The sequence below is a fragment of the Haloarchaeobius baliensis genome (assembly GCF_052060055.1).
Lineage (GTDB): Archaea > Halobacteriota > Halobacteria > Halobacteriales > Natrialbaceae > Haloarchaeobius > Haloarchaeobius baliensis.
Genome location: NZ_JBPPFR010000001.1, coordinates 1,620,956 through 1,647,637, shown reverse-complemented (window position 1 = coordinate 1,647,637; position 26,682 = coordinate 1,620,956). Strand labels below are relative to the sequence as shown.

Annotated in this window: 26 protein-coding genes and 1 tRNA gene; 15 read left to right on the top strand and 12 right to left on the bottom strand. The window is 69.3% G+C overall.

The window, feature by feature from the left end:
* The first annotated feature begins 196 nt into the window (after positions 1 to 196).
* The gene (locus ACSG06_RS08325) at positions 197 to 562 is read left to right on the top strand and encodes a group I truncated hemoglobin (RefSeq protein ID WP_440989799.1); all 366 of its coding nucleotides are present in this window, start codon (positions 197 to 199) and stop codon (positions 560 to 562) included.
* A gap of 6 nt (positions 563 to 568) precedes the next feature.
* Here ACSG06_RS08325 and ACSG06_RS08320 read toward each other — a convergent pair whose 3' ends face one another.
* Positions 569 to 1,033 (bottom strand): pyridoxamine 5'-phosphate oxidase family protein, encoded by a 465-nt coding sequence (locus ACSG06_RS08320; RefSeq protein WP_440989798.1) that lies wholly within the window; start codon positions 1,031 to 1,033, stop codon positions 569 to 571.
* Between the two features lie 441 nt (positions 1,034 to 1,474).
* Positions 1,475 to 1,559: transfer RNA gene (locus ACSG06_RS08315), tRNA-Ser, on the bottom strand.
* A gap of 101 nt (positions 1,560 to 1,660) precedes the next feature.
* Between ACSG06_RS08315 and ACSG06_RS08310 the strand changes: the two genes are divergently transcribed.
* Positions 1,661 to 2,611, top strand: a complete 951-nt coding sequence (locus ACSG06_RS08310) for an AAA family ATPase (protein WP_440989797.1) — start codon at positions 1,661 to 1,663, stop codon at positions 2,609 to 2,611.
* Between the two features lie 6 nt (positions 2,612 to 2,617).
* Here the strand turns inward: ACSG06_RS08310 and ACSG06_RS08305 are convergent, their stop codons facing one another.
* From ACSG06_RS08305 to ACSG06_RS08285, 5 genes are all read right to left on the bottom strand, one after another.
* The gene (locus tag ACSG06_RS08305) at positions 2,618 to 3,127 is read right to left on the bottom strand and encodes a DUF7519 family protein (protein ID WP_440989796.1); all 510 of its coding nucleotides are present in this window, start codon (positions 3,125 to 3,127) and stop codon (positions 2,618 to 2,620) included.
* Complete coding sequence (locus ACSG06_RS08300) at positions 3,124 to 4,515, bottom strand: DUF58 domain-containing protein (protein WP_440989795.1); 1,392 nt, start codon at positions 4,513 to 4,515, stop codon at positions 3,124 to 3,126. The genes ACSG06_RS08305 and ACSG06_RS08300 overlap by 4 nt, the downstream gene beginning before the upstream one ends.
* Entirely contained in the window at positions 4,512 to 5,075 is a 564-nt protein-coding gene (locus tag ACSG06_RS08295) for a DUF7269 family protein (protein ID WP_440989794.1), read from the bottom strand. Before ACSG06_RS08295 ends, ACSG06_RS08300 begins: the two co-directional genes overlap by 4 nt.
* Positions 5,072 to 6,049: a DUF4129 domain-containing protein gene (locus ACSG06_RS08290; protein ID WP_440989793.1), complete on the bottom strand. Its 978-nt coding sequence runs from the start codon at positions 6,047 to 6,049 to the stop codon at positions 5,072 to 5,074. Before ACSG06_RS08290 ends, ACSG06_RS08295 begins: the two co-directional genes overlap by 4 nt.
* A gap of 98 nt (positions 6,050 to 6,147) precedes the next feature.
* Positions 6,148 to 7,101, bottom strand: coding sequence for a DUF4129 domain-containing protein (locus tag ACSG06_RS08285; RefSeq protein ID WP_440989792.1), 954 nt, complete (start codon positions 7,099 to 7,101; stop codon positions 6,148 to 6,150).
* Positions 7,102 to 7,246: 145 nt separating this feature from the next.
* Here ACSG06_RS08285 and folP point away from each other — a divergent pair, with 145 nt between their 5' ends.
* From folP to ACSG06_RS08270, 3 genes are all read left to right on the top strand, one after another.
* Entirely contained in the window at positions 7,247 to 8,440 is a 1,194-nt protein-coding gene (gene folP, locus ACSG06_RS08280) for a dihydropteroate synthase (protein ID WP_440989791.1), read from the top strand.
* A 279-nt stretch (positions 8,441 to 8,719) separates the two neighbouring features.
* Positions 8,720 to 9,397: a 6-hydroxymethylpterin diphosphokinase MptE-like protein gene (locus ACSG06_RS08275; RefSeq protein ID WP_440989790.1), complete on the top strand. Its 678-nt coding sequence runs from the start codon at positions 8,720 to 8,722 to the stop codon at positions 9,395 to 9,397.
* A 94-nt stretch (positions 9,398 to 9,491) separates the two neighbouring features.
* Positions 9,492 to 9,626: a hypothetical protein gene (locus tag ACSG06_RS08270; protein ID WP_440989789.1), complete on the top strand. Its 135-nt coding sequence runs from the start codon at positions 9,492 to 9,494 to the stop codon at positions 9,624 to 9,626.
* A 25-nt stretch (positions 9,627 to 9,651) separates the two neighbouring features.
* Here the strand turns inward: ACSG06_RS08270 and ACSG06_RS08265 are convergent, their stop codons facing one another.
* Entirely contained in the window at positions 9,652 to 10,623 is a 972-nt protein-coding gene (locus ACSG06_RS08265) for a quinone oxidoreductase family protein (RefSeq protein ID WP_440990303.1), read from the bottom strand.
* A gap of 148 nt (positions 10,624 to 10,771) precedes the next feature.
* On the opposite strand from ACSG06_RS08265, the gene ACSG06_RS08260 reads away from it, so the two are divergent.
* Both ACSG06_RS08260 and ACSG06_RS08255 read left to right on the top strand, forming a co-directional pair.
* Entirely contained in the window at positions 10,772 to 12,196 is a 1,425-nt protein-coding gene (locus ACSG06_RS08260; protein WP_440989788.1) for an FAD-binding oxidoreductase, read from the top strand.
* On the top strand, positions 12,193 to 12,627 hold the full coding sequence (locus ACSG06_RS08255) for a universal stress protein (RefSeq protein WP_440989787.1): 435 nt from the start codon (positions 12,193 to 12,195) through the stop codon (positions 12,625 to 12,627). The genes ACSG06_RS08260 and ACSG06_RS08255 overlap by 4 nt, the downstream gene beginning before the upstream one ends.
* Before the next feature lie 34 nt (positions 12,628 to 12,661).
* On the opposite strand, the gene ACSG06_RS08250 is transcribed toward ACSG06_RS08255, so the two are convergent.
* The 3 genes from ACSG06_RS08250 to ACSG06_RS08240 all read right to left on the bottom strand — a co-directional run bounded on the left by ACSG06_RS08250 (position 12,662) and on the right by ACSG06_RS08240 (position 16,161).
* Positions 12,662 to 13,873: an inorganic phosphate transporter gene (locus ACSG06_RS08250; protein ID WP_440989786.1), complete on the bottom strand. Its 1,212-nt coding sequence runs from the start codon at positions 13,871 to 13,873 to the stop codon at positions 12,662 to 12,664.
* A 108-nt stretch (positions 13,874 to 13,981) separates the two neighbouring features.
* A complete protein-coding gene (locus tag ACSG06_RS08245; RefSeq protein WP_440989785.1) occupies positions 13,982 to 14,380 on the bottom strand; it encodes an SHOCT domain-containing protein in 399 nt (132 codons plus the stop codon).
* 80 nt (positions 14,381 to 14,460) lie between these two features.
* Positions 14,461 to 16,161, bottom strand: coding sequence for a thiamine pyrophosphate-binding protein (locus tag ACSG06_RS08240; RefSeq protein WP_440989784.1), 1,701 nt, complete (start codon positions 16,159 to 16,161; stop codon positions 14,461 to 14,463).
* Between the two features lie 240 nt (positions 16,162 to 16,401).
* Here ACSG06_RS08240 and ACSG06_RS08235 point away from each other — a divergent pair, with 240 nt between their 5' ends.
* From ACSG06_RS08235 to ACSG06_RS08200, 8 genes are all read left to right on the top strand, one after another.
* Positions 16,402 to 16,908, top strand: a complete 507-nt coding sequence (locus ACSG06_RS08235; protein WP_440989783.1) for a hypothetical protein — start codon at positions 16,402 to 16,404, stop codon at positions 16,906 to 16,908.
* 76 nt (positions 16,909 to 16,984) lie between these two features.
* Positions 16,985 to 18,052: a complex I subunit 1/NuoH family protein gene (locus ACSG06_RS08230; RefSeq protein WP_440989782.1), complete on the top strand. Its 1,068-nt coding sequence runs from the start codon at positions 16,985 to 16,987 to the stop codon at positions 18,050 to 18,052.
* Between the two features lie 192 nt (positions 18,053 to 18,244).
* On the top strand, positions 18,245 to 19,393 hold the full coding sequence (locus ACSG06_RS08225; RefSeq protein ID WP_440989781.1) for a PstS family phosphate ABC transporter substrate-binding protein: 1,149 nt from the start codon (positions 18,245 to 18,247) through the stop codon (positions 19,391 to 19,393).
* A gap of 51 nt (positions 19,394 to 19,444) precedes the next feature.
* Positions 19,445 to 20,548, top strand: a complete 1,104-nt coding sequence (gene pstC, locus ACSG06_RS08220) for a phosphate ABC transporter permease subunit PstC (protein WP_440989780.1) — start codon at positions 19,445 to 19,447, stop codon at positions 20,546 to 20,548.
* On the top strand, positions 20,549 to 22,159 hold the full coding sequence (gene pstA, locus ACSG06_RS08215) for a phosphate ABC transporter permease PstA (RefSeq protein WP_440989779.1): 1,611 nt from the start codon (positions 20,549 to 20,551) through the stop codon (positions 22,157 to 22,159).
* The gene (pstB, locus tag ACSG06_RS08210; protein ID WP_440989778.1) at positions 22,152 to 23,054 is read left to right on the top strand and encodes a phosphate ABC transporter ATP-binding protein PstB; all 903 of its coding nucleotides are present in this window, start codon (positions 22,152 to 22,154) and stop codon (positions 23,052 to 23,054) included. Before pstA ends, pstB begins: the two co-directional genes overlap by 8 nt.
* Before the next feature lie 6 nt (positions 23,055 to 23,060).
* Complete coding sequence (gene phoU / locus ACSG06_RS08205) at positions 23,061 to 23,732, top strand: phosphate signaling complex protein PhoU (RefSeq protein ID WP_440989777.1); 672 nt, start codon at positions 23,061 to 23,063, stop codon at positions 23,730 to 23,732.
* Between the two features lie 2 nt (positions 23,733 to 23,734).
* A complete protein-coding gene (locus ACSG06_RS08200; RefSeq protein WP_440989776.1) occupies positions 23,735 to 24,799 on the top strand; it encodes an AbrB/MazE/SpoVT family DNA-binding domain-containing protein in 1,065 nt (354 codons plus the stop codon).
* A gap of 52 nt (positions 24,800 to 24,851) precedes the next feature.
* Here the strand turns inward: ACSG06_RS08200 and ACSG06_RS08195 are convergent, their stop codons facing one another.
* Positions 24,852 to 26,642 carry a histidine kinase N-terminal 7TM domain-containing protein gene (locus tag ACSG06_RS08195; protein WP_440989775.1) on the bottom strand — a complete coding sequence of 597 codons (1,791 nt, stop codon included), beginning with the start codon at positions 26,640 to 26,642 and terminating at the stop codon, positions 24,852 to 24,854.
* Between the last annotated feature and the right edge of the window lie 40 nt (positions 26,643 to 26,682).

Sequence of the window (26,682 nt, the reverse complement as noted above, 5' to 3'; positions counted from 1 at the left end):
CGCGGAGCCACCGCTCCCCGACCACGTCCACCGGCTGGCCCGTCAGCGGGGGCTCCAGATCCACGCATCGGTGGAGACGGTCAACGGATCGGCGGACAGGGAAGGTCTCGTGTGCTCCCGGCCCGCTCGAGCATCGTTCTTCTCGCAGCTACCGGCACCTCAATTATTAAGTCGGGTGCGCTGGACGAACTGAACGATGTCAACGGACGACACGCTGTACGAACGGCTCGGTGGTCGACCGGCGGTCGAGCTCGTCGTCGACGAGTTCTACGACCGCGTGCTCGCCGACGAGCAGCTCCAGCCGTACTTCGAGGACACCGACACCGACGAACTGCGGGCCCATCAGGTCGCGTTCATCACCCACGTCGCCGGCGGTGCCGACGACTACGACGGCGCGAACATGGCCGCCGCGCACGACCATCTCGACGTGACCGACGCCGCGTTCGGCCGCGTCGCCGAACACCTCGATGTCAGCCTCCGGGAGTGCGGGGTCGACGACGCCGACCGGGAGGCGCTCATGGACGCCGTCGCGAGCCTACAGCCCGAGGTCGTCAGCGTCTGACCGGCGCTATCGCGTGCGCTCCTTCCGGTGGGAGTACCCCTCGATGATGCCGCTCACCCGCGTCGGCTCGATGCACGCCACGTTGAACTGGATGTCCGTCGCCGGTCGCGAGTGCACCTGGAAGTACGGGATGTCGAGTCCCTCCATCACCTCGACGATGGCGGCGTCCAGACTGTCGTGCGAGAGCATCGTCACCGTCCCCTCCACGAGGACGCTCTTCCACCCCTCGTCGGTGTCGTCGTAGACGACGAAGGAGACGTGGTCCGTCGCCTCCAGGTAGCGTTGCTTCTGGCTCCCCGGTGCGAACCCCAGCCGCAGGTACACCGACCGGTCCTCGTCGTCGTAGGCGAACGACAGCGGTACCGCGTAGGCGTCGTCGTCGTTCGCCAGGGCGAGCACCCCGGTCTGCTGTGATTCGAGGAACTCGTCTATCTCGAGTGCGTCCATCTCCTTCGCTGTCTTCCGTGCCATACGTGTGTATTGGTAGCACAGAACAATATGAGTAGAGGTCGGTTCTCGCCGTCTGGTAGCCAGCCCCCGAGATGACAGGCGGCGTGGAGGTTGGTCGGCACTCATCGACCGGCCGACGGTCACAGGACGCAGGAGATCGAGGGGAGAGACGGTCCTCCGAACGGGCGGGTCGCTGTTCGCGGGTCGCTTCGCTCGCAGTTCGCACCCCGTATCCTCACCGCGTTCGGAGCCCCAACCGGTCGGGTCCTTGGCTTCTCCGGGGGACAGACGACTCGCTGCGCTCGCCGTCTTGTTCCCCGATGAAACGCCGAGAGGGAGATTTGAACCACGGTCGGACGTGCTCGCTTCGCTGCGCGCGACCTCCCTGGTTCAAACTCCCGTTACCGCTTCTTCTCCACGGAGACCGCTCGCTGGCGCTCGCGGTCTTTGCGTCGAGAGAAGCGCCGAGAGGGAGATTTGAACTCCCGTGTCCGTGTGGACAGTAGATTTCGAATCTACCGCCTTGGCCAGGCTAGGCTATCTCGGCTCGCTCTCACCTTGCCCGCTGAGTATTTTAGGGGTTTCGATTCGGTCGGCGGTGTGGTGACAATCGTCAGGAATAAATTGCACCGGGCGCAGTGAGAGACTATGGAGGTAAGCCAAGCAAGCGAGGACTGCGACGCAGTCCTCGACGCCATCGGGAACTCGGTCATCGCCGACCGAGAGTTCCTCGAGACCGTGCTCATGGGCGTCGTCGGCCGCGGCCACGTCCTGCTCGAGGACGTGCCCGGGACCGGCAAGACCCTGACCGCCCGGTCGATGGCGTCCGCCCTCGGATTGTCCTTCTCCCGCATCCAGTTCACCCCCGACCTGCTGCCCTCTGACGTGACGGGGACGCACGTGTTCAACGAGGAGTCCCGCGAGTTCGAGTTCCAGGCGGGCCCCATCTTCGCGAACATCGTGCTCGCGGACGAGATCAACCGCGCGCCGCCGAAGACCCAGGCCGCCCTGCTCGAAGCGATGGAGGAGGGACAGGTCACGGTCGACGGCGACACGCGCATGCTCCCCCAGCCGTTCTTCGTCATCGCGACGCAGAACCCGGTCGAGCAGGAGGGGACGTTCCCGCTGCCCGAGGCACAGGTCGACCGGTTCATCGTCAAGTCCAGCATCGGCTACCCGGACGAGAACGGCGAGATCGAACTGCTCCGCCGCCGTGCGGGGCGCGTCGACCAGAGCCCGAGCGTCGACCGCGTCCTCAGCGACGAGGAGGTCGCGGAGCTCCGAGAGGTGCCAGAGAGCGTGCGTGTCGACGACGACCTGCTCGCGTACATGGCCGCGCTCTGCCGCGAGACCAGACAGGACGGCCGCGTCGACATCGGCGTCTCCCCGCGTGGGACCCAGCGGCTGTTCGAGGCCTCGCGAGCGTACGCCGCGATGGTCGGCCGCGAGTACGTCACGCCGGACGACATCAAGCGCGTCGCGCTCCCGGTGCTCGCACACCGACTCGTGCTGACGCCAGATGCGATGGTGAACAACGTCGACAAGCGAGAGGTCGTGCAGGCGGTGCTCGACTCGGTCCCGGTCCCGACCGTCGAGTAGCGCCGTCTACTTCTGTCGCAGCGCCGTGGTCAGCGCCAGCGCCGCGACCAGCAGCATCACCAGCGCGGGGAGCGGCTGGCCGGACCCGGCGACCTGGTAGAGGCCGTAGGCGACCCCGACGGTGACCGCGCCGACCAGCACCGTCGCGCCGAGGTGGGCGAGCTCCGCCCGCGTCGTCTCCGCCTCACGGCCGAGCTGCTGGCCGAGGCCGACCGCGTTCTGGCCGACGTCCCAGGCGACGACCGTCGCGCCGGTCCCGACGAGCAGGAACAGCTCCGCGGCACCGCCCCCGCCGGTCGCGCCCGCCAGCACCATCCCGACGGCGAGAACGACGCCGCCGAGGTGGACGAGCCGGCGCGAACCGACGACGAGGCCGGGCGCGAGTGCGACGATCCCCAGTCCGGCGACGACGCCACCGGCACTCGCGGTCAGGATGGCCGCGAACGCCGCGAGCGCCGCCGCACCGAGCGAGACGATGGCCGAGAGCCGCACCGGCCGCCGGTCAATCTCGGTCATCGCGACCACCGCACGGAGGCGCGTGCGATAGACTCGGCGAGCGGTTCGTCGGGGTTCCAGTCGAGCACCCTGACACCGCCCTGGCGGAGCGTCGAGATTCGTCCCGCACGCTCGACACGGGCGAAGCGCTGCCCGAGCGTCCCGTCGTCCGTCGGGTCCGGGCTGAGGACCGTCACCTTGTGGCCGTGCGCGTGGAGCAGCTGTGCTGCCGTCACCGCGCCGTCGTCACAGAGCGGCGAGAAGAACACGACCTGTACGTCGCCGGAGAGGCGCTTCCGGAGGTTCCGGACCCCGAGGTGGACCGAGTAGCGTCCCTTCGGCCGCTCTGCGGAGAGCGCGGGATGGTGGGCGAACAGCTCCTCGACCTTCACCCGGTGTTCGTTGCCCAGACCGGGCGAGAGCCAGACCTTCTGGGGAGCCAGCGCGGTGATGCCGACGCGGTCGCCCGTCTCCAGGAGCGTCGTGAATATCTGCCCGGCGGCGTTGATACCGAGGTCGGCCGCGTGGAGGTCGTCCTCGTCGCGGCGGACGTACGCCTCCTGACGCAGGTCGAGCAGCAGCATCACGGTCGCGGCCCGCTCCTCGCGGAACTGGAGGGTCGCGAGGTCGCCGGTGCGTGCGTACCGACGCCAGTCGACGCGAGAGAGCGGGTCGCCGGCGCGGTACTCGCGGGTGGAGTGGAACTCGACGCCGTCGCCCGCGAGGTCCGTCTCGACACGGCCCGCGTACTGGGAGGTCTGCTTGCGTAGCGGCATCGGGAGCGTCGACGAGAGCGACGGCGTGACGACGACCTCGCCGCCGGTCCGGAACCGGGTGTGTCGCTCGCGCTTGCCGGACCAGTCGCGGACGATGGTGTCGCAGGTCTTGAACTCGTGCGTGCCGCGTCTGGCCGTCAGCGTGTAGCTGAACGAGTCGCTCTCCCCGGGGCGGAGCGCGGTCCCGAGCCGTGCCGAACCGCCGACCACGGTCAGCTCCTCCGGGACGCCGTCGACCACGCGCAGGTCCGGCAGCACGCGGTCGCCCTCGTTGGTGACGGTGACCGTCACCGTGAGGTCGTCGCCCAGGTCCGGCGTCGGGTCCGAGAGCTCCCGTCGGATCCGCACCGTCGCCGCGGGCACCGTCGTCACCTGCACGTACGCGAGGTAGGCGACGCCGACGACCGCCGCCAGGAGCAGCGCGGGCTGTTTCAGGATGACGCCCGCCCCGCCGGCCACGAACGTGAGGGCCCCGATACCGAGCCAGTGGTTCGTGTCCTCCTCCGTCTCCGAGATGATGCGCTGGTGCCCCTCGCCCTGCCGTTCCGGAGCCGCTGTCGTCCCGCCCCCGTCCGGTCCGGTCGTCGTCGAGGGCGACTCGCTCGTCGTCTCCTGTGGAATCGTCGAACTCATGTGTCGTTCGCCTCCGAGCGTCGCGTGATCTCGCTGGCCGCGTGGACGGCCCAGCGGTGGTACTGCGTCTGGTTGTCCCGCTGGAAGTCGAAGCGGTCGAACAGCGAGGCTCCCTCGACGGAGCCGGTGAAGAAGGCCCGTGCGTACGGGTCGTCGGTCCACTCCCCCGACTCCAGCCGTCGCATCGCTTCCGACTCGGGACAGCCCTCGGTGCGGACGATGGTCTCGACGGCCGCACGCTCGAGGCGGTTGCGCACCGTCTCGCGGGTCTCGATCTCGCGTCGGTCCGCACCGGCCGTCTGGAGCATCTCGTCGAACTCGTCCCCGGGCGTCGGGAGGTCCTGCGAGGCCTCCGGGTCGGGCGTCTCGACCTGCTCGTAGGCGGTCCGTGACCGACCGATGGCGACGCGAACGCCCTGCAGGATGCCGACGAGCCCGACGAACACGAGTGCAGCCTCGTCGAGCGTGATGGACGACGCGAGTCCCGGGACGGCGACGAGCGTGAACCCGGTCACCGCGAGCGCCACACCGAAGACGGCGAGCAGGGAGCGCGGCTTCATTCGTTCTCACCCCCGAACTGGTCCTCGAGACGCCTCAGTGCTTCGACTGCGCGCTCCTCGCGCTCCTCGGTCGCCGCCTGCTGCCCGTAGCGCACCGACTCGAACAGGTCGGTGAGCTCGCCGACGGCAGCGGCCTCGAAGCCGGCGGCGACGGCAGCGCCCTCGAACTCCCGCGGCGTGCTCGTCTCCGGATGGTCGACCGGCAGGTGCCGGGTCATCTCGACCCACGCACGGTAGATCTCGTTGTCGACCGTGGACTCCGCTTCGATGCGGGTCGCGGCCCGGCCCGCCGCTGCCGCGACCGCCTCGACGTCGGGCGAGTCCGGTGGCTCGGCCTCGTCGTCGGGGGCGGCCGCCTCGACGAGTGCGTCGTCCTCGTCGTCGTCGCCGGAACGCACCACCCAGACGCCGGCGACCACCACCATCGCGATGCCGACGACGCCGGCCAGGAGCAGGAGGATGTCCGGCAGCTGCTGGCGGCGTTCGCCCTGTTCGCCGCCACCGCTCCCGTCACCGCCGCCGCCGGAGGCCGTCTGGTTGCCGATCACGTCCGGCGACCCGTTCTGCTGTTCCTCGGGGACCGGCTCCGTCGGACAGCCCACCAGGAACGGCACCACCGTCGCCACCAGGACACCGACCACGAAGAGGGACGTCAGTGCCACCATCCGATTGTACTTCCAGTGCATGAACGCCGTCACGGCACCGACGAGCCCGAGCAGCCCGAGCAACAGCACCGGTGGGATCGACTGTTCGCAGCGCTCGACCTTCACCGGCGGTTTCTGCTGTGTCTCACCCCCATCCACGTTCGCGTCCATCGGCGTGTCCGTCGCGGGGATGCTGTCGTCCCGTTCGGGTGCCGGCTGCTTCGCCTCCTCACCTGCACTCGTCGTCTGGCTGAGCGTCCCGGCGGCGAGGACGATGGCCCCCACACAGCAGACCGCGACGATAGCGACCCCGATCGTCCGTCTGTTCACGGACCACTGTTCTGGCAAACCATACCTAACGCTTTCGTTAACTCAAACAGCCCCTGTGCCGATGGTTCCGTGGATCTGGAAGAGTCAGACCTGTGATTCTACGATTCGTCGCCGTACCTGTCCTCGATGTGTCGGAGCGCCTCGACCGCACGGCGTTCGCGCTCCGCGGTCACCGGCTCCCCGCCGTAGCGGACCTCCTCGAACAGCTCGGTGAGTTCGGTGACGTCCTCGCGAGCGACGCCGGCCTCGACCGCCGCGTCGGCGAACTCGGACGGCGTACTCGACCGCGGGTGGTCGACGGGCAGGTGGCGCGTCATCTCGACCCAGGCACGGAACACCTCGTTCTCCGTCCCGGCGTCTCGCTCCAGTCTGTCGGCGGCCTGTCCCGCGACGTTGCCGAGGGCGGTGACGCCACCCTCGAGCTCGGCCTCCCCGTCGACCTCGTGTTCCGGTGGCTCCTCCTCGTCGTCCTCGTCGCCCGTGGCCGAGAGGGCGACGTAGCCGAGGATGCCGACGACGAGCGTCGCCGCGACGAGCACCACGAACACAGACGGCTGGGTGATGACCAGCCCGGAATCGTTGGCGATCCCCACGGAGGCGTTGCCACCGACGCTCGGCGGCGCCGGGTCGGAGGGGAAGAGGTCGGCCGAGTTCGGGACGGGCTGCTCGGCACAGCTCGTCAGCAGCAGCCAGACGAAGAACCCGGGGAACCCGACGGCGACCAGCGCGGCCGAGGCGGCGAACCCGTCGTCGCGGTACGCGAGGACCCCCCAGCAGACGAGCGCGACGCCAGCGACGATGAGGAAGAACTCCCCCGTCAAGAGGAACGGGATGCAGAAGCCGAAGGAGAACGAGAACTCGCCGGGGTCGGTCAGGGGCTCGCGACCGCTGCTGCCGTTCTCACCGGAGTCGCGGTCGTTCCCACCGGTCGGGTCGCTGACGGTCGACCCACCACCACCGTCCGCAGGGTCGACGACGCTGGCCGCCACGAGCGAGAGCGCGACGACGCAGACGAGCGCGAGGACGACCGGGAGCAGTCGTTCTCGGTTCACGCCGGACACTCGGACCCGGGTGTTTGAGTGGTTTTCGTTGACAAAGGCCGCGACTGTACCTTCCTCGGCGGCCGTCCCCCCTCTGGTCCCGGCAGGCGCTCCGGGGAACACGGCCCTTTTCAGCCTCAGCGCACCCAGTGCCAGTATGCAGAACGTCGACGCCGCCGGACTCGGGATCGGGGACGACCACCCGACACGGGTCATGGGGGTGCTGAACGTGAGCGCGGAATCGCCGTACGACCCGAGCGTGTTCGACGACCCCGCCGAGGCCGCGGCCTACGTCGAGGACGAGCTCGTCGCCGAGGGCGCCGACATCGTCGACATCGGCCTGGAGTCGGCGAACAAGCGCTTCGAGGTGCTCACGGCCGAGGAGGAGCTGGACCGGCTCGACGTGGCGCTGTCGGTCATCGAGAACACGTCGTCGGAGCCTGTCTGGTCCATCGAGACGCGCTACCACGAGGTCGCCGCGGCCGCCCTCGACGGCGGCTTCGACATGATCAACGACATCGCCGGGTTCGCGGACCCCGAGATGCCCCGCGTCGCCGAGGAGTACGACGTAGCGGTCGCGAAGATGGCCAGCCCGCCCGACCTCACGCGCCCCGGCGCGGTCGAGGAGACGCCCTGGGCCGAGCGCAAGGGCGAGGACTGGGCCGAGTCGGCCGACTACGTGGACATGGTGTACGAGGCGCTGAAGCAGAACGGCCTGCCCGAGAACACCATCGTCGATCCGGCGTTCGGCGGCTGGTCGGAGGCGAAGACCATCGAGGACGACCGCGAGACGTTCCGGCGCCTCCGCGAGTTCCGCGGGCTCGGCCGGCCGATGCTCGTCTCCATCAACCGGAAGAACTTCCTCCGCTCGTTGACCGACCGCTCCACAGAGGACGCCCTCGCCGTCTCGCTCGCGGCCACGTCGATGGCCATCGAGCGTGGCGCTCACGTCGTCCGGACCCACGACGTGCGCGAGACGGTCGACGCCGCCGCCGTCGGCGACGCGTTCCTCCCCGACCGTCACCGCAGTCGTGAGGGAGCCGTCTCCGTCGAGGAGCTCGACGTCGGCACCGAAGCCGACGTGCGACGCCACGTCGAGCGCCTCGGCACGGCCGACGTCGCCACCGACGCCGTCCGCTCGGTCTTCGCCGTCGAGGGACTCGCCGACGACGCGTGCGAGGAGCTCGTGGCGCTCGCGACGGACGCCGGGACGACCTTCGCGACGAACGCGGACGGTGACGGCGGTCTCCTGGTCGGTAGCCACGCCGCGTTCGCGACCCTCGTCGCCGAACGGGCGGAGACCGCGGGGACCGCGACCGTCCTCGACGCCGTCGCCTCGGCGCTGAAGTGACACGACGTGGGGGCTGTGTGGTGTTGGTCGGTACCCCGTCGGCGTCTGGTTGGCACCCCATCGCCACGCGTCTTCGAACCGAAAATCTGTAGAATTCGGCAGGAAGACGTGTCCAAGCCCCGGTTATCGTCTGTATAACTCGGTAAGAGAAAACTTATACCGGTGGGTTCAGAAGGTGGGGGTGGAAGCCGGAAGGGCCTCTTGGGTAGGGGTACTCACACGAGGCAATTCCGGCCCACACCAACGGTTATCTTGGAACCACATCCCGCAGCTACAGCCATGGAGTTCGAGACATTCGAGCCGGTCTACGAGGCCATCCTGGCGGACTTCGGCTTCGGCCGGGCCGGCGACGAGCGCGCACGCGACGTCCTCGCCGAGCTGACAACGCCCTTCGACGAGTCACGGCTCTCGGTGCTGGAGGGCGAGCACGTCGCCATCTGTGGCGCCGGCCCAACGCTCGCAGCCGACCTCCAGGCCGGCGAGGCCGACCGGGTCGTCGCCGCCTCCTCCGCGGCGGCGGTCTGCCGCGAGCAGTCCGTGGCGGTGGACGTGTACGTCACCGACCTCGACGGCGAGCCCGAACTCGCGGACGAGCTCGCCGCCGAGGGGACGACCGTCGCCGTCCACGCCCACGGGGACAACCTCGAACGCGTCCGCGAGGTCGTCCCCGAACTGCCCGACGGACCGGTCCTGCCGACGACGCAGGCCGCCCCGGTCGCACACGTCCGGAACTACGGGGGTTTCACCGACGGCGACCGTGCGGCGTTCCTCGCCGACCACGCCGGCGCGGCGCGGCTGTCGTTCCCGGGCTGGACGTTCGACGACCCCGCAGTCGGGCCGATGAAGCGGCGGAAGCTCCGCTGGGCGGCGCGGCTGCTCGCGTGGCTGGAACGACTGCGAGACGAACGCTTCGCCGTGCTCGACGGCCTGCGTGACGAGCTGGAACCGCTCCCCTGACCCACGATCCGACGGGCCACCGACCGATGGGGTGACTACGTACGTCAACGTAGGGCGACGTTGGCCTCGTCGGAGCGTTTTCGTCCGTCGCGACGTGTCTTCGGACGACGGCCCGTCGCACCAGGCGCTCGTGGTGCGCGAGCTGCTCGTCTGTCTGGACGGTGCGATGGACGCCGTGGAGGACGCCGCCGACCACCTGCTGTTCGCGTCGGGGACGACGCTGCCCTGAGCCGGGAGTGGTCGCTGACCCCGTTCTACGGCTCCAGAACGACCTTCCCGACGGACTTGCGGTCCTCGATGTACTCGTGGGCCGCCCGTGCATCCTCGAGCGCGAACGTCTCGCCGACGACGACCTCGAGCTCGCCCTCCGTCAGGCCCTGGGTCAGGTCCGGCACCGCCTCGAGCACCTTCTGGGGGTTGCGCGCCATCGCACGGCCGAGGTGGTAGCCGATGACAGACTGGTTGCGGAAGAACATCTCGCTGGTGTCGAGCGTGCCGGGCACGCCGCTCGCGGCGCCGTAGGGGACGACACGGCCGAAGTCCTTCGTGGCCTCGATGCAGCCGGAGAACACGTCGTCGCCCACGCCGTCGAGCGCGAGGTCGACGCCGACGCCGTCGGTCTCCTCGTGTACGATCTCCACGAAGTCCTCCTCGGTGTAGTTGATTGGGTGGTCACAGCCGAGTTCCCCTGCCATGTCGAGCTTCTCCTGCGTGCTCGCGGTGCCGAAGACCTCCGCGCCAGCACGGTCGGCGAGCTGGACGGCCGCGGTCCCGACGCCGCCGGCGGCAGCCTGGATGAGCACCGACTCGCCCTCCTCGAGGCCGCCCCAGCCGAACAGGCAGTTGTGGGCGGTGAGGAACTGGACCGGGAAGCCGGCGGCCTCGGCGAAGCTCATGCCCTCCGGGATGGGGAACAGGGAGTCGGCCTCGGTGACGGCGTACTCGGCGTAGCCGCCGACGCCGACCATACCGACGTAGCGCTCGCCCTCCTCGATGCCGACGCCCTCGCCTGTCGCGTCGATGGTACCTGCGGCCTCGAATCCCGGGACGAACGGCGCGTCCGGACCACCCGGGTAGTGGCCGCGTCGCTGCATGATGTCCGCGAAGTTGATGCCCGCCGCCTCGACCTTGATCCGGACCTCGCCCGGACCGGGCTCGGGTTTCTCCTGTTCGACGACCTCGATGTTCTCGCTTCCGCCGTACTCGGTGACCTGGATGGCGCGCATGTTCGCCATATCGTACCAGCGCCGTCCGGAAAAGGGTCGGCGAACCGGCGAAACCGTCCACCAGTTCAGTGTTCATCGCATCGGCGGGGGTGGCGAGCGGGTGGCCACCGGAGACAGTTTTATCGCCGGCGTGCCCCCACGTGGTGCCATGACACACGACTGCTCGTTCCTCGCCGACCTCGGCCTCGCCGACGACCAGGTGTCGTTCGCAGAGGCGACACGCGAGGCCCACGACAGCGACTGGGGCACGAAGCCCGGTGACGAGGTGCTGCCCGACGCCGTCGTCTACCCGGAATCGACGGCGGACGTGTCGGCCGTGGTCGAGGCCGCCACCGAGCACGACGTGCCAGTCACCCCGTATGCGGCCGGGACGAGCCTGGAGGGCAACGCCGTCCCGGCCCACGCGGGCATCAGTCTCGACCTGACCCGGATGGACGCTGTGCTCGACATCCGCCCCGAGGACTTCCAGGTCGACGTCGAGCCGGGCGTGATGGGGTCGGCCGTCGACGACGTGGCCGGCGAGCACGGCCTGTTCTTCCCGCCGCTCCCGTCCTCCGGCAGCATCTCGACCGTCGGGGGCATGATAGCGAACGCCGCCAGCGGGATGCAGACCGTGAAGTACGGGGAGGTCGCCGACTGGGTGCTCGAACTGGAGGCGGTGCTCGCCGACGGCTCGGTCATCACGGCCGGCTCGAAGGCGGTCAAGACCTCCTCGGGCTACAACCTCCGCGACGTGCTCATCGGCAGCGAGGGCACCCTCGCCGTCGTAACCCGGGCGACGCTCGAACTCGCGGGCCGGCCCGCGCAGATCCGCGGCGGGCGCGCGCAGTTCGGGAACCTCGACGACGCCACCGCGGCCGTCGAGGACGCCGTCCAGTCGGGCGTCGACGTGGCCAAGATCGAGCTCATCGACGCCGAGAGCGCGATGCTGGCCAACGCCTACTCCGGCACCGACCTCCCCGACCGCCCGACCGTCTTCGTCGAGTTCCACGCCAACCACGGCGTCGACGAGGAGGTCGCCTTCTGCGAGTCCGTCTTCGAGGCCCACGACGCCACGCTGTTCGAGATCGCCGAGGCCGACGACGGGATGGACGCGCTCTGGCAGGCCCGGAAGGACCTCGCCTACGCCATGCAGTCGTGGGACCCCGAGCTGACGCCGCTGCACCCCGGCGACATCACCGTCCCCATCTCGCACTACGGCGACGCCATCCGGTACGCGAAGGGGCTGGCCGAGGAGCACGACCTCCTCATCCCCTGCTTCGGTCACGCGGGCGACGGCAACGTCCACTACTCCGTGCTCGTCGACGAGGACGACCCGGAGGCGGTCGAGCGGGGTGAGGAGGCGTACAGAAAGATCGTCGAGTTCGCCATCGACCGCGGCGGCACCTGCACCGGCGAGCACGGCATCGGCCTGGGCAAGCGGGAGTTCCTCGTCCGCGAGCACGGCGAGGCCACCGTCGAGACGATGCGCACAGTCAAGCGCGCGCTCGACCCGACGGACACGCTCAACCCCGGGAAGCTGTTCCCCGAGACCGTCGACGGCGGGCGGGTCCGGGACGGTGATGCGGAATGACCCCCTCGCACGTCCTCGTCCCGCTCGACGGCTCGCCGCTGGCCGACCGGGCGCTCGTCCACGCGCTGGAGACGTACGACTGCCGGACGACGGTGCTCAACGTCGTGACGCCCCTGGACAGTTCGATGAGCGAGAGCGGCATCCTCGGCGCCGACGACGAGCGAGAGGACGCCGCCGAGGACCGCGCCGAGACGATCATCGAGCGCGGGAAGCGCCGCGCCGAGGAGTACGGCCGCACGGTCGAGACGGCCGTCGAGACGGGCGACCCCGCCGAGACCATCATCGAGTACGCGGAGAACAACGCCGTCGACCACATCGTCATGGGCGGTCACGGCGGCGAGCGCTCCGGGCTCGCCGCTCGACTGCTCGGCACCGTCGCGACCTCGGTCGTGAGCGAGGCGACGATGAGCGTGACCGTCGTCCGGGACTGAGGCTCCCTCCGGGGCCCTCCGACCGCCGAAGGGCTCAGGCCGCACCGCCGAGCACTGCCGCGAACGCCCGGTAGACGGCGAAGCCGAGCGCGACCGAGGTGACGAGCGTGAGCACCCAGAAGACGAGCGTCGTCGCGATCTTCCGCCGCGAGACGCCCGCCGAGCCGCCCGCGAGCCCGCCCCCGATGACGCCGGAGATGATGATGTTGTTGAACGAGATGGGGATGCCGAGCAGGATGGCCGCCTGCGCGATGATGAACCCGGGGACGAGGGCGGCGATGGACCGCCGCACGCCGAGCTGGGCGTACTCGCGCGATGTCGCCTGGAGCAGCCGCGGCGCGCCCATCCACGCCCCGCCGAGGATGCCGACCGAGCCGACGGTCAGCAGGACGATGCCCGGCAGGCCAAGCTCGACGCCGTAGAGGTTCTCGAGCGGTCCGGTCGCCAGACCGACCTGACTCCCGCCGCTGGAGAACGCGACGATGCTCCCGAGGATGAGCAGGAAGCTCTTGATTCCCCGGTCCACCGACTGCTGTGTCCGTCCGCGGATGAACTGGAAGCTCAGCGCGGCGACGAGGAGGGTCACGACCGGCACGAGCAGGTCGACCCCGCCGACGACCGGTGAGGGGAGCACGCCCGCGACGAAGCCCGCGAGCGACTCCTGCGAGCGCCCGGTCGGCGACGGGATGACGCTCAGTCGGATGTTGGCGACGATGCCGCCGACGACACCCGCGAGCAGCGGGATGCTGACGGTCTCGGGGATGTCGTCCCGACGCAGCAGCGTCGCGGTGGTGTAGGCCAGCCCACCCGAGACCGGCGGGACCAGCACCCAGAACGTCGCGATGCGCTGGTACGTGCCGAGGGCGGGGTCGCCCCCGAGCGAGAGCCCGACGCCGATCATCGCACCGGTCGTCGCGAACGCGGCCGGCACCGGGTAGCCCGAGTAGATACCGAACGCCATGAACGCCGTCGCGGTCAGCAGGCCGGCGGTCGCCGCCAGCGACGTGATGGCGACACCGTCGATGAGGCCCGCGCCGACGGTCTCGGAGATGCTCCCGCCCTGCGTGAGCGCGCCGAGGGCCGCGAGGATGCCGATGAGGAAGGCGGCCTTCATCGTCGAGACGGCGTTCGCACCGATGGCCGGCGCGAACGGCGGCGAGTTGCTGTTCGCGCCGAGGGTCCACGCGGTGCCGAGGCTCGTCAGGGTCGCGACGACGACCAGTCCCCAGAAGAGGAGGTCGGTCATCGGCCCGTCACGAGTCCGTGGCGGTCGGTCGCGAGCTGTCCGGTTCGGTCATGTCCGTCCATTTGTGCTATCAGCTGAAGTAACTACCCGCTCCCGAGGGGTAACTCTCTATCGGTCGTGGTCCTCCGCGGCGTCTGTCGAACCCGCCTGCTCCGGCTCGGCCGCACTCGCCGGCTCCTCGCCGTCGACCGCCCTGACTCGGGCGGCCCGGCGCTCGAACTCGGCGTCGGTCAGCTCGGCCCGCTCGTGCATCCGGCGGAGCTCCGCGAGTGCGTCGCTGGTCGGGTCCGGGGCGTCGTCGGACTCCGGGTCGCCACCGAACAGCCCGCGGAGGGCGTCGGCGTACAGGTACGTGAGCGGGACGAGCACGACGAACCCGAGCGCGAACAGCACCAGCGCGAGCGTGTACGCGCCGACGAGGTTCCCGACGACGGCGGCGGAGACCGCCAGTAGCGCCACCAGGAACGGGAGCCTGTCGAAGCTGTCCCCGTGGAGCAGGTCGCTCATGCCCGTTGGCTTCGGACGGTCGCCGCTAAACGGTTTGGGGTGTCCCCTCACACGGGCGGTCGCCACTGCCGTCCAACCGGTCAGTCGTGGACGAACGCGTCGACGACCGCCGGGCCCTCTGTCTCGACGGCTTCCGCGATGGTCGATTCGAGGTCCGAACCGTCAGCGACGGTGAAGCCGGTCGCGCCGTGGCTCTCGGCGTTCGCGGCGAGGTCGACGGCCGGCTCGAAGTCCATGCCGACGTAGTCGTAGTCGTCGACGTCGCCGCCGAAGATGGCCGCCGTGTTGTCCTTCAGGATGCGGTAGTTCCGGTTGTCGGGGACGACGACGGTGAGGTCGAGGTCGTGGCGCGCCGCGGTGTTGAGCGACTGCGGGTAGTAGAGGTACGAGCCGTCACCGACGAAGCCGAACACGGTCCGGGGGTCCTCGCGCTCGGCCTCTGCGAGTGCCGCGCCGACGGCCGCCGGCAGCCCGTAGCCGAGCCCGCCGCCCTTGTTCCCGAACAGATGCCCGGGCGCGAAGTCCCAGCGCGTGAGCAGCGCGTAGCGGGCGGTGACGCCCTCGTCCATCACCAGCGCGTCGGGGGCGACCGACCGCATCGCGTCGACGAGGTCGGCCTTCGAGCCCCTGCTGTCGCCCTCCGGGGCCTCGTCCTCGCCCATGGCGTCCATCTGCTGGGCGGCGAGCTGCTTCATGGCGTCGACCTGCACGAGGCGCTCCTCGCGGGTCTCTTCGTCGACCCGTTCCCCGACCGCCGTGGCCAGTTCGCTCACGACGTGCCCGAGGTCGCCCGTGACGACCGTCGCCGGATGGTTCTTGCCACCCTCCCACGGCTCGTCCGTGATGTCGACGACCGTCGCGTCCTCGGGGACGAGCGGGTTCTCGTGGCCCCAGAGCGTCGTGTTCGTCGTACAGCCGGCGAAGACGAGCGTGTCCGTGTGGAACAGCGTCGAGGCCACCTGCTCGTCCGGCGGGACGTGGCTGACCCACTGCTCGTGGTCGGTCGGGAAGTTCACCTCGTAGCCCAGGATCTCGCCGTGGACGCGCATGCCGCCGGCCTCGGCGAGGTCGACGGCCGCCTCCACGGGCTCGACGCCGGACCAGGCCCGGTGGCGCCCGACGTGGTCCCCCACGACCAGCACCGGGTTGTCGGCGGCGGCGATGGCGTCGGCCGCGTCCGCGATGGCCGCGGGGTCACCACGGCCGGGGTTCGGGACGGTGCCGCCCATCGGCTCGGGCTCCAGGTCGGTCTCCGCGCGCATGACGTCCATCGGGAGCCCGAGGAAGACGGGGCCGGTCGGCGGCGTGCAGGCGACGCGGAACGCCCGACGGAGCATCCGTGGGAGCGCCCCGACAGACAGCACCTCGTCGGACCACTTCGTGAACTGGTCGGTCAGCTCGACGAGGTCGCCCGAGAGGATGGGCTCCTCGGTGCGGAAGTCGCGCTCGTGGTTGCCCGCCGTGACGACCAGCGGTGCCCCCGCCATCGCCGCGCCGTAGAGGTTCCCGAGGCCGTGTGCGGTCCCGGGCGCGACGTGGAGGTTCACCACGCCCGCCGGGAGTCCGTCGAGTTCGTCCGCGCGCTGGCGTCGTACGCTCGCGTAGCCCGCAGCGGCACCGACGGCCACGTCCTCGTGCAGGCCGAGCACGTACTCCAGTTCGGAGTCGACCAGGGCGTTCATCACCGGGAGCTCCGTCGTCCCGGGATTGCCGAAGACGTACTCGATGCCGTACTCGGAGAGGGCGTCGACGAACAGGTCCGCACCGGTGTACTCGGTCATACTCTCCACCTCGGCTGGGGGAGTGAAAATCGTTGGCACGGCGGCATCCTGGCGGCCCAGGGTTCAAGGCGGATGACGGGGCCAGCGTCCCTGTGTACTGACCATCGCCGTGGGACGCCCAGCGGTCGTGCGACACAGTGTTCCACGTTCCCGCCGTCCCGAACCGTGTCGCCTGTTCGCCCCCTCACTCCCTCCTCTCGCCGGAACGCGTTCCCGTCAGCCACCCGAACGTCGGGAGCGATGCCGACACTCGCTCGACCCGACTCCGTGCTCGGGAGCCGCCGGGCGACACTCCTGGGTGCCAGTCTCCTCACGGCCGGTCTCCTCTCGCCGGCAGTCCTCCTCGCCGGTCGCGTCTCTCCCGGTGTCCTCGCACTGGCCATCGGTGGGACCCACGGAGCCTCCCTCCTCGTGGTCTGGATCGGAACCGGCTACGTCACCGGACAGCTCCAGACGTCTCTCTCCCGCCGACCCCGGTTCCTGATGGGGATTGCGTCGAGCGCGTGGCTCGTCCTCGGCGCGCTGGCGGCGGTTCCGACGTACCTGCTGGCTCGCTGGTCGCTGCTCGCGCCGCTCATCCTGCTCGTCCCGCTGACGTGGGGCCTCACCAGCTCCTTCCTGCTCGTCGACGGGGAGACGGACGCAATCGGGCTCTACACGTTCTACGGCCCGCTCGTCGTGGCCGCGCTCGTCCTCCTCGGCGGCGTCGAGTTCGTCCTCCGCCACGGGCTGGCGACGTGGTGGTGACCGCGCCGAAGTTCTTTATAAAGACCCGAACTGCTGAAACGGGTCGCTGACTGCCCCGTCGTGAGTACATCCACCCATGAGTGACGACACAGTCCTCCTCCCGGAGTTCGTCGCCGAGGTGCTGTTCGGCCAGTCACCGGGACCGGCCGGTGCGTTCGTGGCCGGCATCCTCGCCTCGGCGTTCGTCTGCACGGTCATGCTCACCCAGGCCGCCATCGTCATCTGGGCCAAACGGAAGGTCACGGCGGCGTTCACCGACCGCATCGCCATCAACCGCCACGGGCCGTTCGGGCTGCTCATCATCCCCGCCGACATCGTGCGACTGCTGTCGAAGGAGCTCATCGTCCCGGTCAACGCCGACCGACCTGCGTTCGACCTCGGCCCGTTGCTGGTGACGTTCTCCGCGCTGCTCGGCTTCGCCGTCATCCCGATGGGCACCGTCGCCGGCGTCTCCATCATGGTCGCCGACCCGGAGACCGGCGTGGTGTTCGTCTTCGCGGCCGCGTCGCTCGCGACGCTCGGGCTGACGATGGCCGGCTACGCCTCCGGCAACAAGTTCTCGCTGCTCGGCGGACTGCGCGCCATCGCCCAGAACATCGCCTACGAGATACCGCTCGTCCTCACCGCGGCATCGGTCGTGCTGCTGACCGGCACGCTCCAGGTCGGCGAGCTGGTCGCGGCCCAGCAGGAGCCGCTGGTGTCCGTCGCCGGCGCGACGATTCCGGCGTGGAACGCGTTCGTGAACCCGTTCGCGTTCGTGCTGTTCCTCGTCGCGAACCTCGCCGAGGTCGGTCGGAACCCGTTCGACACGCCGGAGGCCCCGACCGAGATCGTCGCCGGCTACCAGACCGAGTACGGCTCTGTCTACTTCGTCCTGCTGTACATGGGTGAGTTCCTGCACATCTTCCTCGGCGGTGCCATCGTCGCTGTGCTGTTCCTCGGCGGCCCCGCGGGACCGGTCCTGCCGGGGCCGGTCTGGTTCCTCGCGAAGATCTGGGGCGTGTTCCTGTTCACGCAGTGGGCACGCTCGGCCGTCCCGCGCATCCGCATCGACCAGCTGGTCCAGGTGGGCTGGAAGCTGCTGCTCGTCGGCGCGTTCGCCAACCTCCTCCTGACGGCACTGCTCGTCCCATTCGTCGTCTGATAGTTCTCGGAGGAGTGCAGTCCGCCGCACCTGGACGAGGTTCCATATCTCTATATACTCCGCAATAGACCACGTACCGACGACGTACCCTACGTACCGATACAGCGGTCGGTGTAGCGGTTCGGAGTGGAACCGTTCCGTCGGTACCGCTATTATAAACCGCTTTACATACCACTGGGTTTCATCCAGTTGATGACGCAAGGCTCGACGCGTCTGGCAGAGGTGGCATCACGTCGTAAGTTCCTCGTCTCCACAGGGGCCGCGGGACTGACCATGCTGGCTGGCTGTTCCCAGTCCAGCGATGGGGGAGACGGAGATGACAGCGACCAGACCGAAGCTCCGGAGACCGAGAACAGCGACCAGGATACGCAGAACGAGGGCGGGGACAACGAGTCGGGACTCGACACGACGGTCCTGACCGGCGACGGCTCCTCGACGGTGTTCCCCATCACGAACACCGCGGCGAGCTACTGGAACTCCAACCCGGAGGCCGGCGACGGCGACTACTGGCCGACCGAGTGGGCCGACGAGTACGGCACCGACATGCGGCTCGCCGACTTCTTCGCCAGCGAGTACGGCTACGAGGCGACCGGCGAGCGCTCCAGTCCGCCGTTCCGCGTGAGCATCGCGCTCAGCCACTCCGGCACCGGCATCGAGGGCGTCATGGAGGGCCGCGTCGACATCGGTGACGCGAGCTCGTCCGCGGAGTCCGAGCTCGGCGAGGACGCCGAGGGCCTCGACGGCTTCGTCGACCACGTCGTCGGCGTCGACGGCCAGCCCATCGTCGTCAGCCAGGAGATCAAGGACGCCGGCGTCGAACAGATCACCATCGACGAGCTCCGCGCCATCTACACGCAGGACATCACGAACTGGAGCGAGCTCGGCGGTCCGGACCGCGACATCCTCGCGCTCGGTCGCGCGGTCGGCTCCGGGACGGACACCGCGTTCCGTCAGAACGTCTTCGGCGACCCCGAGGCACCCATCGAGCCGGACCAGCGCTTCGGCCAGAACCAGCAGCTCCAGCAGGCCATCGCGCAGGCCGACAACGCGATCTCCTACATCGCGCTCGCCTTCGTGACGGAGGACACGCCGGCCATCGCGCTGGAGATCGACGGGACGGTCTACCGCTACGGGGAGAACCTCGGTGCGGCGGACTACCCGCTCTCGCGTGACCTGCACGCGTACACCTACGAGGACACCTCCCGCAAGGAGGCGGCCTTCATCAACTTCTGTCTCAGCGACTTCGGGCAGGAGATCTTCGTCGCCGGGAACAACTACTTCAAGCTCCCGTCGGACCGCCTGGAGAACCAGCGCGAGAAGGTCGCGGCCTCGAACTACTGACGACCCGGTTCCCGACGACGGGAATCCACCAACTTCGATATTTCAGTACGAATGCTACAACAGATACAGAATCGCGCGGGCGAGTTCGTTCGGGACGTTCCCCGGCGGGCACGGGCGTACCGCGCTCGAACAGAGGACGAGGCGTTGCTGTTCCACGCGGCCGCGGGGTTCACGACGTTGCTGACCTTCCTGCTGTTCTTCCAGGGGTCACGGTGGACCGTCATCCCCCTGCTCGCGTTCGTCGCGGTCATCGCGGTCGGCTGGGAGCGCCAGCAGGCCGAGGTCGCGAAGGGGCTGACGTTCCTCACCACCATCGCGACGGTGTCGATACTCTCGCTCATCATCGGCTTCCTGCTGTGGGAGTCCATCGACATCGTCGAGCACATGGGTCTCGGCGTGTTCACGCGCATCGAGAAACCGCTCTGGACACCTTCGGAGGGCGGGGTCTACTCGCTGACGCCGATGATGATGGGGACGGCACTGACGACGCTCGTCGCGACGGCCATCGCGGCACCGCTCGGCATCGCGGGTGCCATCTTCATCAGCGAGATGGCTCCCCCGACGGTCCGCGAGGTCGTCAAGCCCGGTATCGAGCTGATGGCCGGCATCCCCTCGATCACGTACGGCTTCATCGGGCTGACCATCCTGAACCAGTACTTCTACGCCGAGTTCCGCACCCCGACCATCGGGAGCTACTTTGCCGCGGGCATCATGATCGGGCTGATGGCGCTCCCGACGGTCGTCACCGTCGCCGAGGACGCCATCTCGACCGTCCCCGAGTCCATGAAGAGCGGTTCGCTCGCCATGGGCTCGACGGAGTGGCAGACGACCAAGAGCGTCACCATGCCGGCGGCCCTGTCGGGCGTCTCGGCAGGCGTCCTGCTCGGCGTCGGGCGGGCGATGGGCGAGACGATGGCCGCGACGGTCATGCTCTCGCACACGAAGGGCTTCCCGTCGCCGGCGTTCGACGTGTTCTCGAACTACGGCGAGACGCTGACGACGGTCATCGCCTTCGAGGGCGGCAACGCGAGCGGCATCCACCTCAGCGCGCTGTTCGCGGGTGGCGTCGTCCTCTTCTTCATGGTGATGGTGCTCAGCGTCACCTCCCAGTGGGTCGAGTGGCGGATGGAGAAGAAGCTCGGGGGTGAGCAGTAGATGAGCAACGCGACGGAGTCCGAGCTGCGCGCCGGGCACTCGGCGCTCGGCCGACAGGTCGCGCTGCCGGTGCTCGCCCTCGCCTTCCTGACGTTCCTCACCACGTGGGCGACGACGTTCCAGTGGATCGACGAGTCGCGGACGGTGCTGGGGACGACGGTGCTGACCTGGTTCGGGGTCGCCCTGCTGCTCATGGCGGCCGGCGTCACGGGCATCGGCGTCCTCTCGCGCGTCGGCTACATCGACACGACGCCGTCACCGACGGCGGGACTGCCGGTCGGTATCGCCTTCGGGACGCTCTGGGCGGCCATCGGCGTCGCCATCTCGTTCCAGTACGTCGGCAACAGCGTCGTCTCCTGGGGCCCCATCGCGCTCGTGCTCGGCACGGTCGGGCTCCTGATGGCGACGCTCCCCCGCGAGGACATCGGCTCGACGGTGCCCTCTGCGGTGCTGCTGGCCGTCCTCGGCGGCCTCATCGTCGCCGGTGTGCTCGACGCGACCTGGGTGTACGAGGCGGAGTGGACCGGGGCCATCTTCCCCGGCAGCGAACTCATCCCGTTGCTGGTCTCGGGTGTGACACTGTTCGGCGCGTGGAGCGCCGGGAAGGCCAAGGAGGGATTCGGCGCGCAGGGTCGCGAGGCGGGCGCGTTCTACATCATCGCAACCATCGTCTTCAGCATGCTGTCCGTGCTGGGGCTGCTCATCTGGTTCATCGTGAAGAACGGCCTCGACACGTTCCTGACCGGGGCGAGCCTCACGGGCGGTCACCTGAACATCCCGTTCACCGGCCTCAGCTTCCCGTTCGTCGAGGTTCCGTTCGTCACGAACGTCACCGGCAGCCTGTTCGTCGAGACGCCGGGCGTGATGCCCGCGGTCGTCGGCACGCTCTGGCTGGTGTTCGGCGCGGTGCTCTTCGCGGTGCCGCTCGGCGTCGGCGCGGCGGTGTTCCTCACCGAGTACGCCGAACAGGGCCGGTTCACGCAGGTCGTCGAGGTGGCGACCAACGGCCTCTGGAGCACGCCGAGCATCGTGTTCGGCCTGTTCGGCCTGGCGTTCCTGGTTCCCCGGATCAGCGGCGGGAACTCCATCTTCGTCGGCCAGCTCGTCCTCGGGTTCATGCTGCTCCCGCTGGTGCTCATCACCAGCCGGGAGTCCATCAAGTCGGTCCCGGACGAGTATCGAGACGCCAGTGCCGCACTCGGCGTCTCGAAGTGGCAGACCATCCGCAGCGTCGTCATCCCGGCGGCGATGCCCGGCACCATCACGGGTGTCATCCTCGGCGTCGGCCGTATCGCCGGGGAGACCGCGCCGCTGCTGCTCGTCTTCGGTGGCGCGCCGTACCCGAGCAACAGTCCGAACGTCGTCGGCCGGTTCGAGTTCAGCACGCAGCCGCCGTTCATCACCAACGAGGCGCTGCTCGAACCGGCGAGCGCGCTGCCGTACCAGCTGTACTCCACCATCACCGCGGGCGTGTTCCCGCGGCCGGAGATCTACAGCAACCAGGAGTTCGGCTGGGGGACCGCGCTCGTCCTCCTGCTCGTCGTCCTCGGGCTCTACGCCATCGGGGTCGTCAGCCGACTCTACTTCCGGAGGAAGCTTCACCATGAGTAGTAACCGCACCATCGACACCGACCAGGGGGACAGCCAGCTGACCACATCCGGCGAGACCGAGGAGGAGGTCCTCGACACCTGGAGCGACTACCAGTTCGAGGGCGAGGCGAAGCTCTCGGTCGAGGACCTCGACGTCTACTACGGCGAGGAGCAGGCCATCCAGAGCGTCTCGATGGACATCCCCGAGGAGAGCGTCACGGCGCTCATCGGCCCCTCGGGCTGCGGGAAGTCCACGTTCCTCCGCTGTCTGAACCGGATGAACGACCGGATCAGCAGCGCCCGCGTCGAGGGCTCCGTCGAGTTCGACGGCGAGAACATCTACGGCGGCCGGACGAACCTCGTGGAGCTGCGCAAGCGCATCGGGATGGTGTTCCAGGCCCCGAACCCGTTCCCGAAGTCCATCAGGGACAACATCTCCTACGGCCCGCGCAAGCACGGCGACCTCGACACCGGGCTGCTCGCGAAGCTCCTCGGTCGGGACGACACCGAGAGCGAGCTGGACCTCGTCGAGCGCTGTCTGAAGCAGGCCGCGCTCTGGGACGAGGTGAACGAGCGGCTCGACGACAACGCGCTCGGGCTCTCCGGCGGCCAGCAACAGCGGCTCTGCATCGCACGCTGTCTCGCGGTCGACCCGGACGTCATCCTGATGGACGAGCCGGCGAGCGCGCTCGACCCCATCGCGACCGCGAAGATCGAGGACCTCATCGAGCAGCTGGCCGAGGACTACACGGTCGTCGTCGTCACCCACAACATGCAGCAGGCGGCGCGCATCTCGGACCAGACGGCGGTCTTCCTCACCGGCGGCGAGCTGGTCGAGTACGACGCGACCGAGAAGATCTTCGAGGACCCCGAGAGCCAGCGCGTCGACGACTACATCACCGGCAAGTTCGGGTGATCCCGTGTGGCGCGAGAAGGCTACCGTGGCGAGCTGAGTACCCTCCAGCGAGACGTTGTGGCGATGGGCGGTCTGGTCACGGATCGTCTCTCGCTCGGCATCGAGGCACTGGCCGGCGACGAGGATGCAGCCAGACGCGTCGTCGACGGTGACGAGGCGGTCAATCAGGAGTACGTCGACCTCGAGAGCGACTGCCTCGACCTGTTCGCGCTTCAACAGCCCGTCGCCTCCGACCTCCGGGTCGTCGCCGCCTCCTTCAAGATCATCACCGACCTCGAGCGGGTCGGCGACCTCGCGTCGAACCTCGGGACGTACGCGCTGACCGAGCAGCGGAGCAGCGTCCCCGAGATCGACGTGGTCGCCATCGGCGAGGACGTCCTCGACATGGTCGAGGCGGGAGTTCGAGCGTACGACGAGGCGGACGTCGACGCCTGCTACGCCCTCGCCGACCGCGACGACGAGGTCGACGCCAACGGCCTGCGGGCGAGCGAACAGCTCGTCCGGGCACTCATCGAGCGCGAGCACGTGACCGACGCGTGGTCGGTCGAGCGCGTCCTCGACGACGTGTCGCGACTGCTGCTCACGGTTCGTGACCTCGAACGCATCGGCGACCACGCGGTGAACATCGCGGCACGGACGGCGTACATGGTCGACAACGACCGGACGCTCATCTACTGACGATGGAACGGAGAAAGGTTCAGAAGGTCGGCGGGTCGACCTACACGGTCTCGGTGCCGAAGGACTGGGCGCACGAACACCACATCGAGGCCGGCGCGTACGTCCACCTCTACACCCACGGCGACGGCTCGCTGGTCGTCCGGAGCTCGAAGACCGACGGCGAAGGGCTCTCCGAGCGCACGGTCGAGCTCGGGACGGAGCCGCCGGAGACGATAGAGCAGGTCCTGCGGGGACTGTACGCCGCCGGGTTCGACGAGATAACGCTGGCAGCGTCCGACGGATTCGACGACGCCCAGCGCCGACGCATCACGAGCGTGGCCCGCGACACCGTCGGACTGCAGGTGGTCACGGCCGACGAGGGCGCGGTCACCGTCCGGAGCCTGCTCGACGCGGGCGACGTCTCGGTCCAGCAGTCCGTGCTCCAGCTGCAGTTCATCGCGCTATCGATGCATCGGTCGGCCGTCGATGCCCTGGTCGGGGGGGACGACGCCGGCCATACCGACGTCCGGGAACGCGCCGCCGAGGTCCATCGGCTCGCCGGCATGGTCGTCCGTCACTTCAACCGTTCGCTCAGCGACTTCGAGGAGACCGACGCACTCGGAGTGAGCCGCCCCGCGCTGTTCACCCACTACCGGGTCGCCCGGGGGTACGAACGGCTCGCCGACGACAGCGTCACCGTCGCCCGGGTCGCCGAGTCCGCCGACCGGCCGCTTCCGGACGGATTCGCGGACTCCTTCGACGCGGTCGCGACAGAGGCCCGGGCCCTCGTCGAGGACGCGACGGAGCTGGTGCTTGAGGGAGCGACCGCCCAGGAGGTCACCGCCCTGCTCGCACGCTACGAGTCGCTCGCGGGGGAGCTGGAGACGGTCGAGACGGTGCTTTTCGACACCGCCTCGGACGTCGACGCCCGGCTGCTCCGAGCACTCGATTCGGTCGCACGGACCGCGGAGTGTGGCCGCGCAGTCGCACGGTCGGCGCTCGGAGGCACGATGTCGGAGTCACCCGCGGAGGGCTCCGGCGACGCGAGCAGTGCAGGGGAGGCCGCCGACGGCGAGTCGGCACCGTAGCCCCCGGTCGACGTCGGCCGCGGTGTGACCGTCGCCTCACCTGCTCGTCGGACTACCCGTCTGTCTCACCGGCATCTGTTTCTCCGCCATCTGCACTGACCACGCTCTCCGAACGGTCGTCCGTCCCCGGCTCGTCGCGCAGGCAATCCGGCGACCCCACCGTGGCGACGCAGTCGTCGAGTTCGAGGACCGCGTCGCCGCCGTCGTCGAACGTCACGTCGCCGTCGAGTGACCGGGCACCCCAGGCCACGAGCCAGAGCGAGAGCCCGCTCGCGTGCTTGAGTGCGGTCTCCTCCCCGCTGCGGACGACCTCGTACTCGGCCGCCGGGATGCCGTCACCCTCCCCGCTCGCCACGAGGGTCAGCGTCGTGCCTGTCACCGTCGCGGTCAGCGTGACGGTGTCGCCATCGTCGTGGTGCCCGAGCGCGTCGACCAGGTCCGCAGCCACCGCCGTGAAGACGACCGCGTCGAGCTCAAGGTGGACGGCCCGGGCGGGCGTCTCGACGACCACCGTCGTCTCCTCGTGGCGGTCCTCGACGCGGTCGGCCGCGTCCACGAGCAGCGATTCGAGCCGGTGACGGCCGGACCCATCGTCACGGGACATGATGCGCTCGACCTCGCGCGCCTTCCGTCCGAGTTCGTCCAGCGTGTCGGCGGCTGTCGAGATCTCCGCGGCCATCCCGGCGCTGTCGTCGGGGAGCTCCGTCTCGACCATCGTCGCGTACCCGGAGATGACGTTGACCTCCGTCCGCAGGTTGTGCCGGAGGACCCGGTTCAGCACCTCGAGGCGCTGCTGGGCGGCCCGGTGTTCGGTGACGTCCCTGAACACGAGCGTCCGGCCGATGATGCCGCCGTACCGGTCGTGGACGGGCGAGACGGTCACCTCGAAGATCGTGCCGCTGGTCTCGACCTCGATGACGGACTCGTCGCCGTCGATTGAGACCCCGACCAGCGCGGACAGTGATTCCTCGAGAGCCCGCCCCCGTTCGCGGTCGAACTGCTCGCACGCCGCGTCGTTCAGGTCGACGACGCGTCCACCGTCGTCGACGACCACGACGGGGTCGCGCATGTCGGAGACGAGGGCGGAGGCGCCTCGCCGTCGCGTGGCGGGCACGAACTCGAGCAGCTCGTAGCGGAACAGGGCGTTCGCGAAGAGTGCGGCCGTCACCGGGAGACCGAACGGGAGGAGGTCGAGCCCGGCGACGGGTGATCCGCCGGAGACGCTGACCGCGTTCGCGACCAGCGGGCAGAGCGCCCCCGCGACGAGACTCGTCGCCTGGTTCGTGTAGAGACGGTCGTACCGGACGACGAACTCGAGGAGGACGACGATGCCGGTGACGATGTAGACGTAGGCGGCGGTGATGTAGAGCGTGTACAGCGGTCCCGTCGTGTGGGAGACGAACGTGTGGCCCAGCCACGTCGTCGTACTGGTCGTCGGATAGAACAGCTGCCCGACGGGGGACGACGCGACGAGTCCCACCAGCGACATCGCGTTCCCGACGGCGCCGGCGACCGCCAGCGCGGGGACGACGCTGAGCGCCACCGTGATGCGTGGCGTGATGAACTCCACCCGTCCCGTGTACTCCAGCGCGAAGAACAGCCAGACGACCGGGATGGGCGCGAGCATGAACCACTGGGCGGCCCCGAGTACCGTCCTGGCGGGGCCGGCCGGCACGGGGAGGCTGACGGCGTACAGACCGGCGTAGCCGGCGGTCACGCCGGCCAGCAACACGAACGAACGCGCGCCAGGTCGATGTCGTCGCCGGTATCCGGCCACCGCGAGGAACGCGGTCGCGGCTGCGGCGACGGCGAGCACCACGCTGAGGACGGGAACGTCGACCATCTGGTCGGCTACCAGACCAAACGTCCCCGTAGAAGCGCGT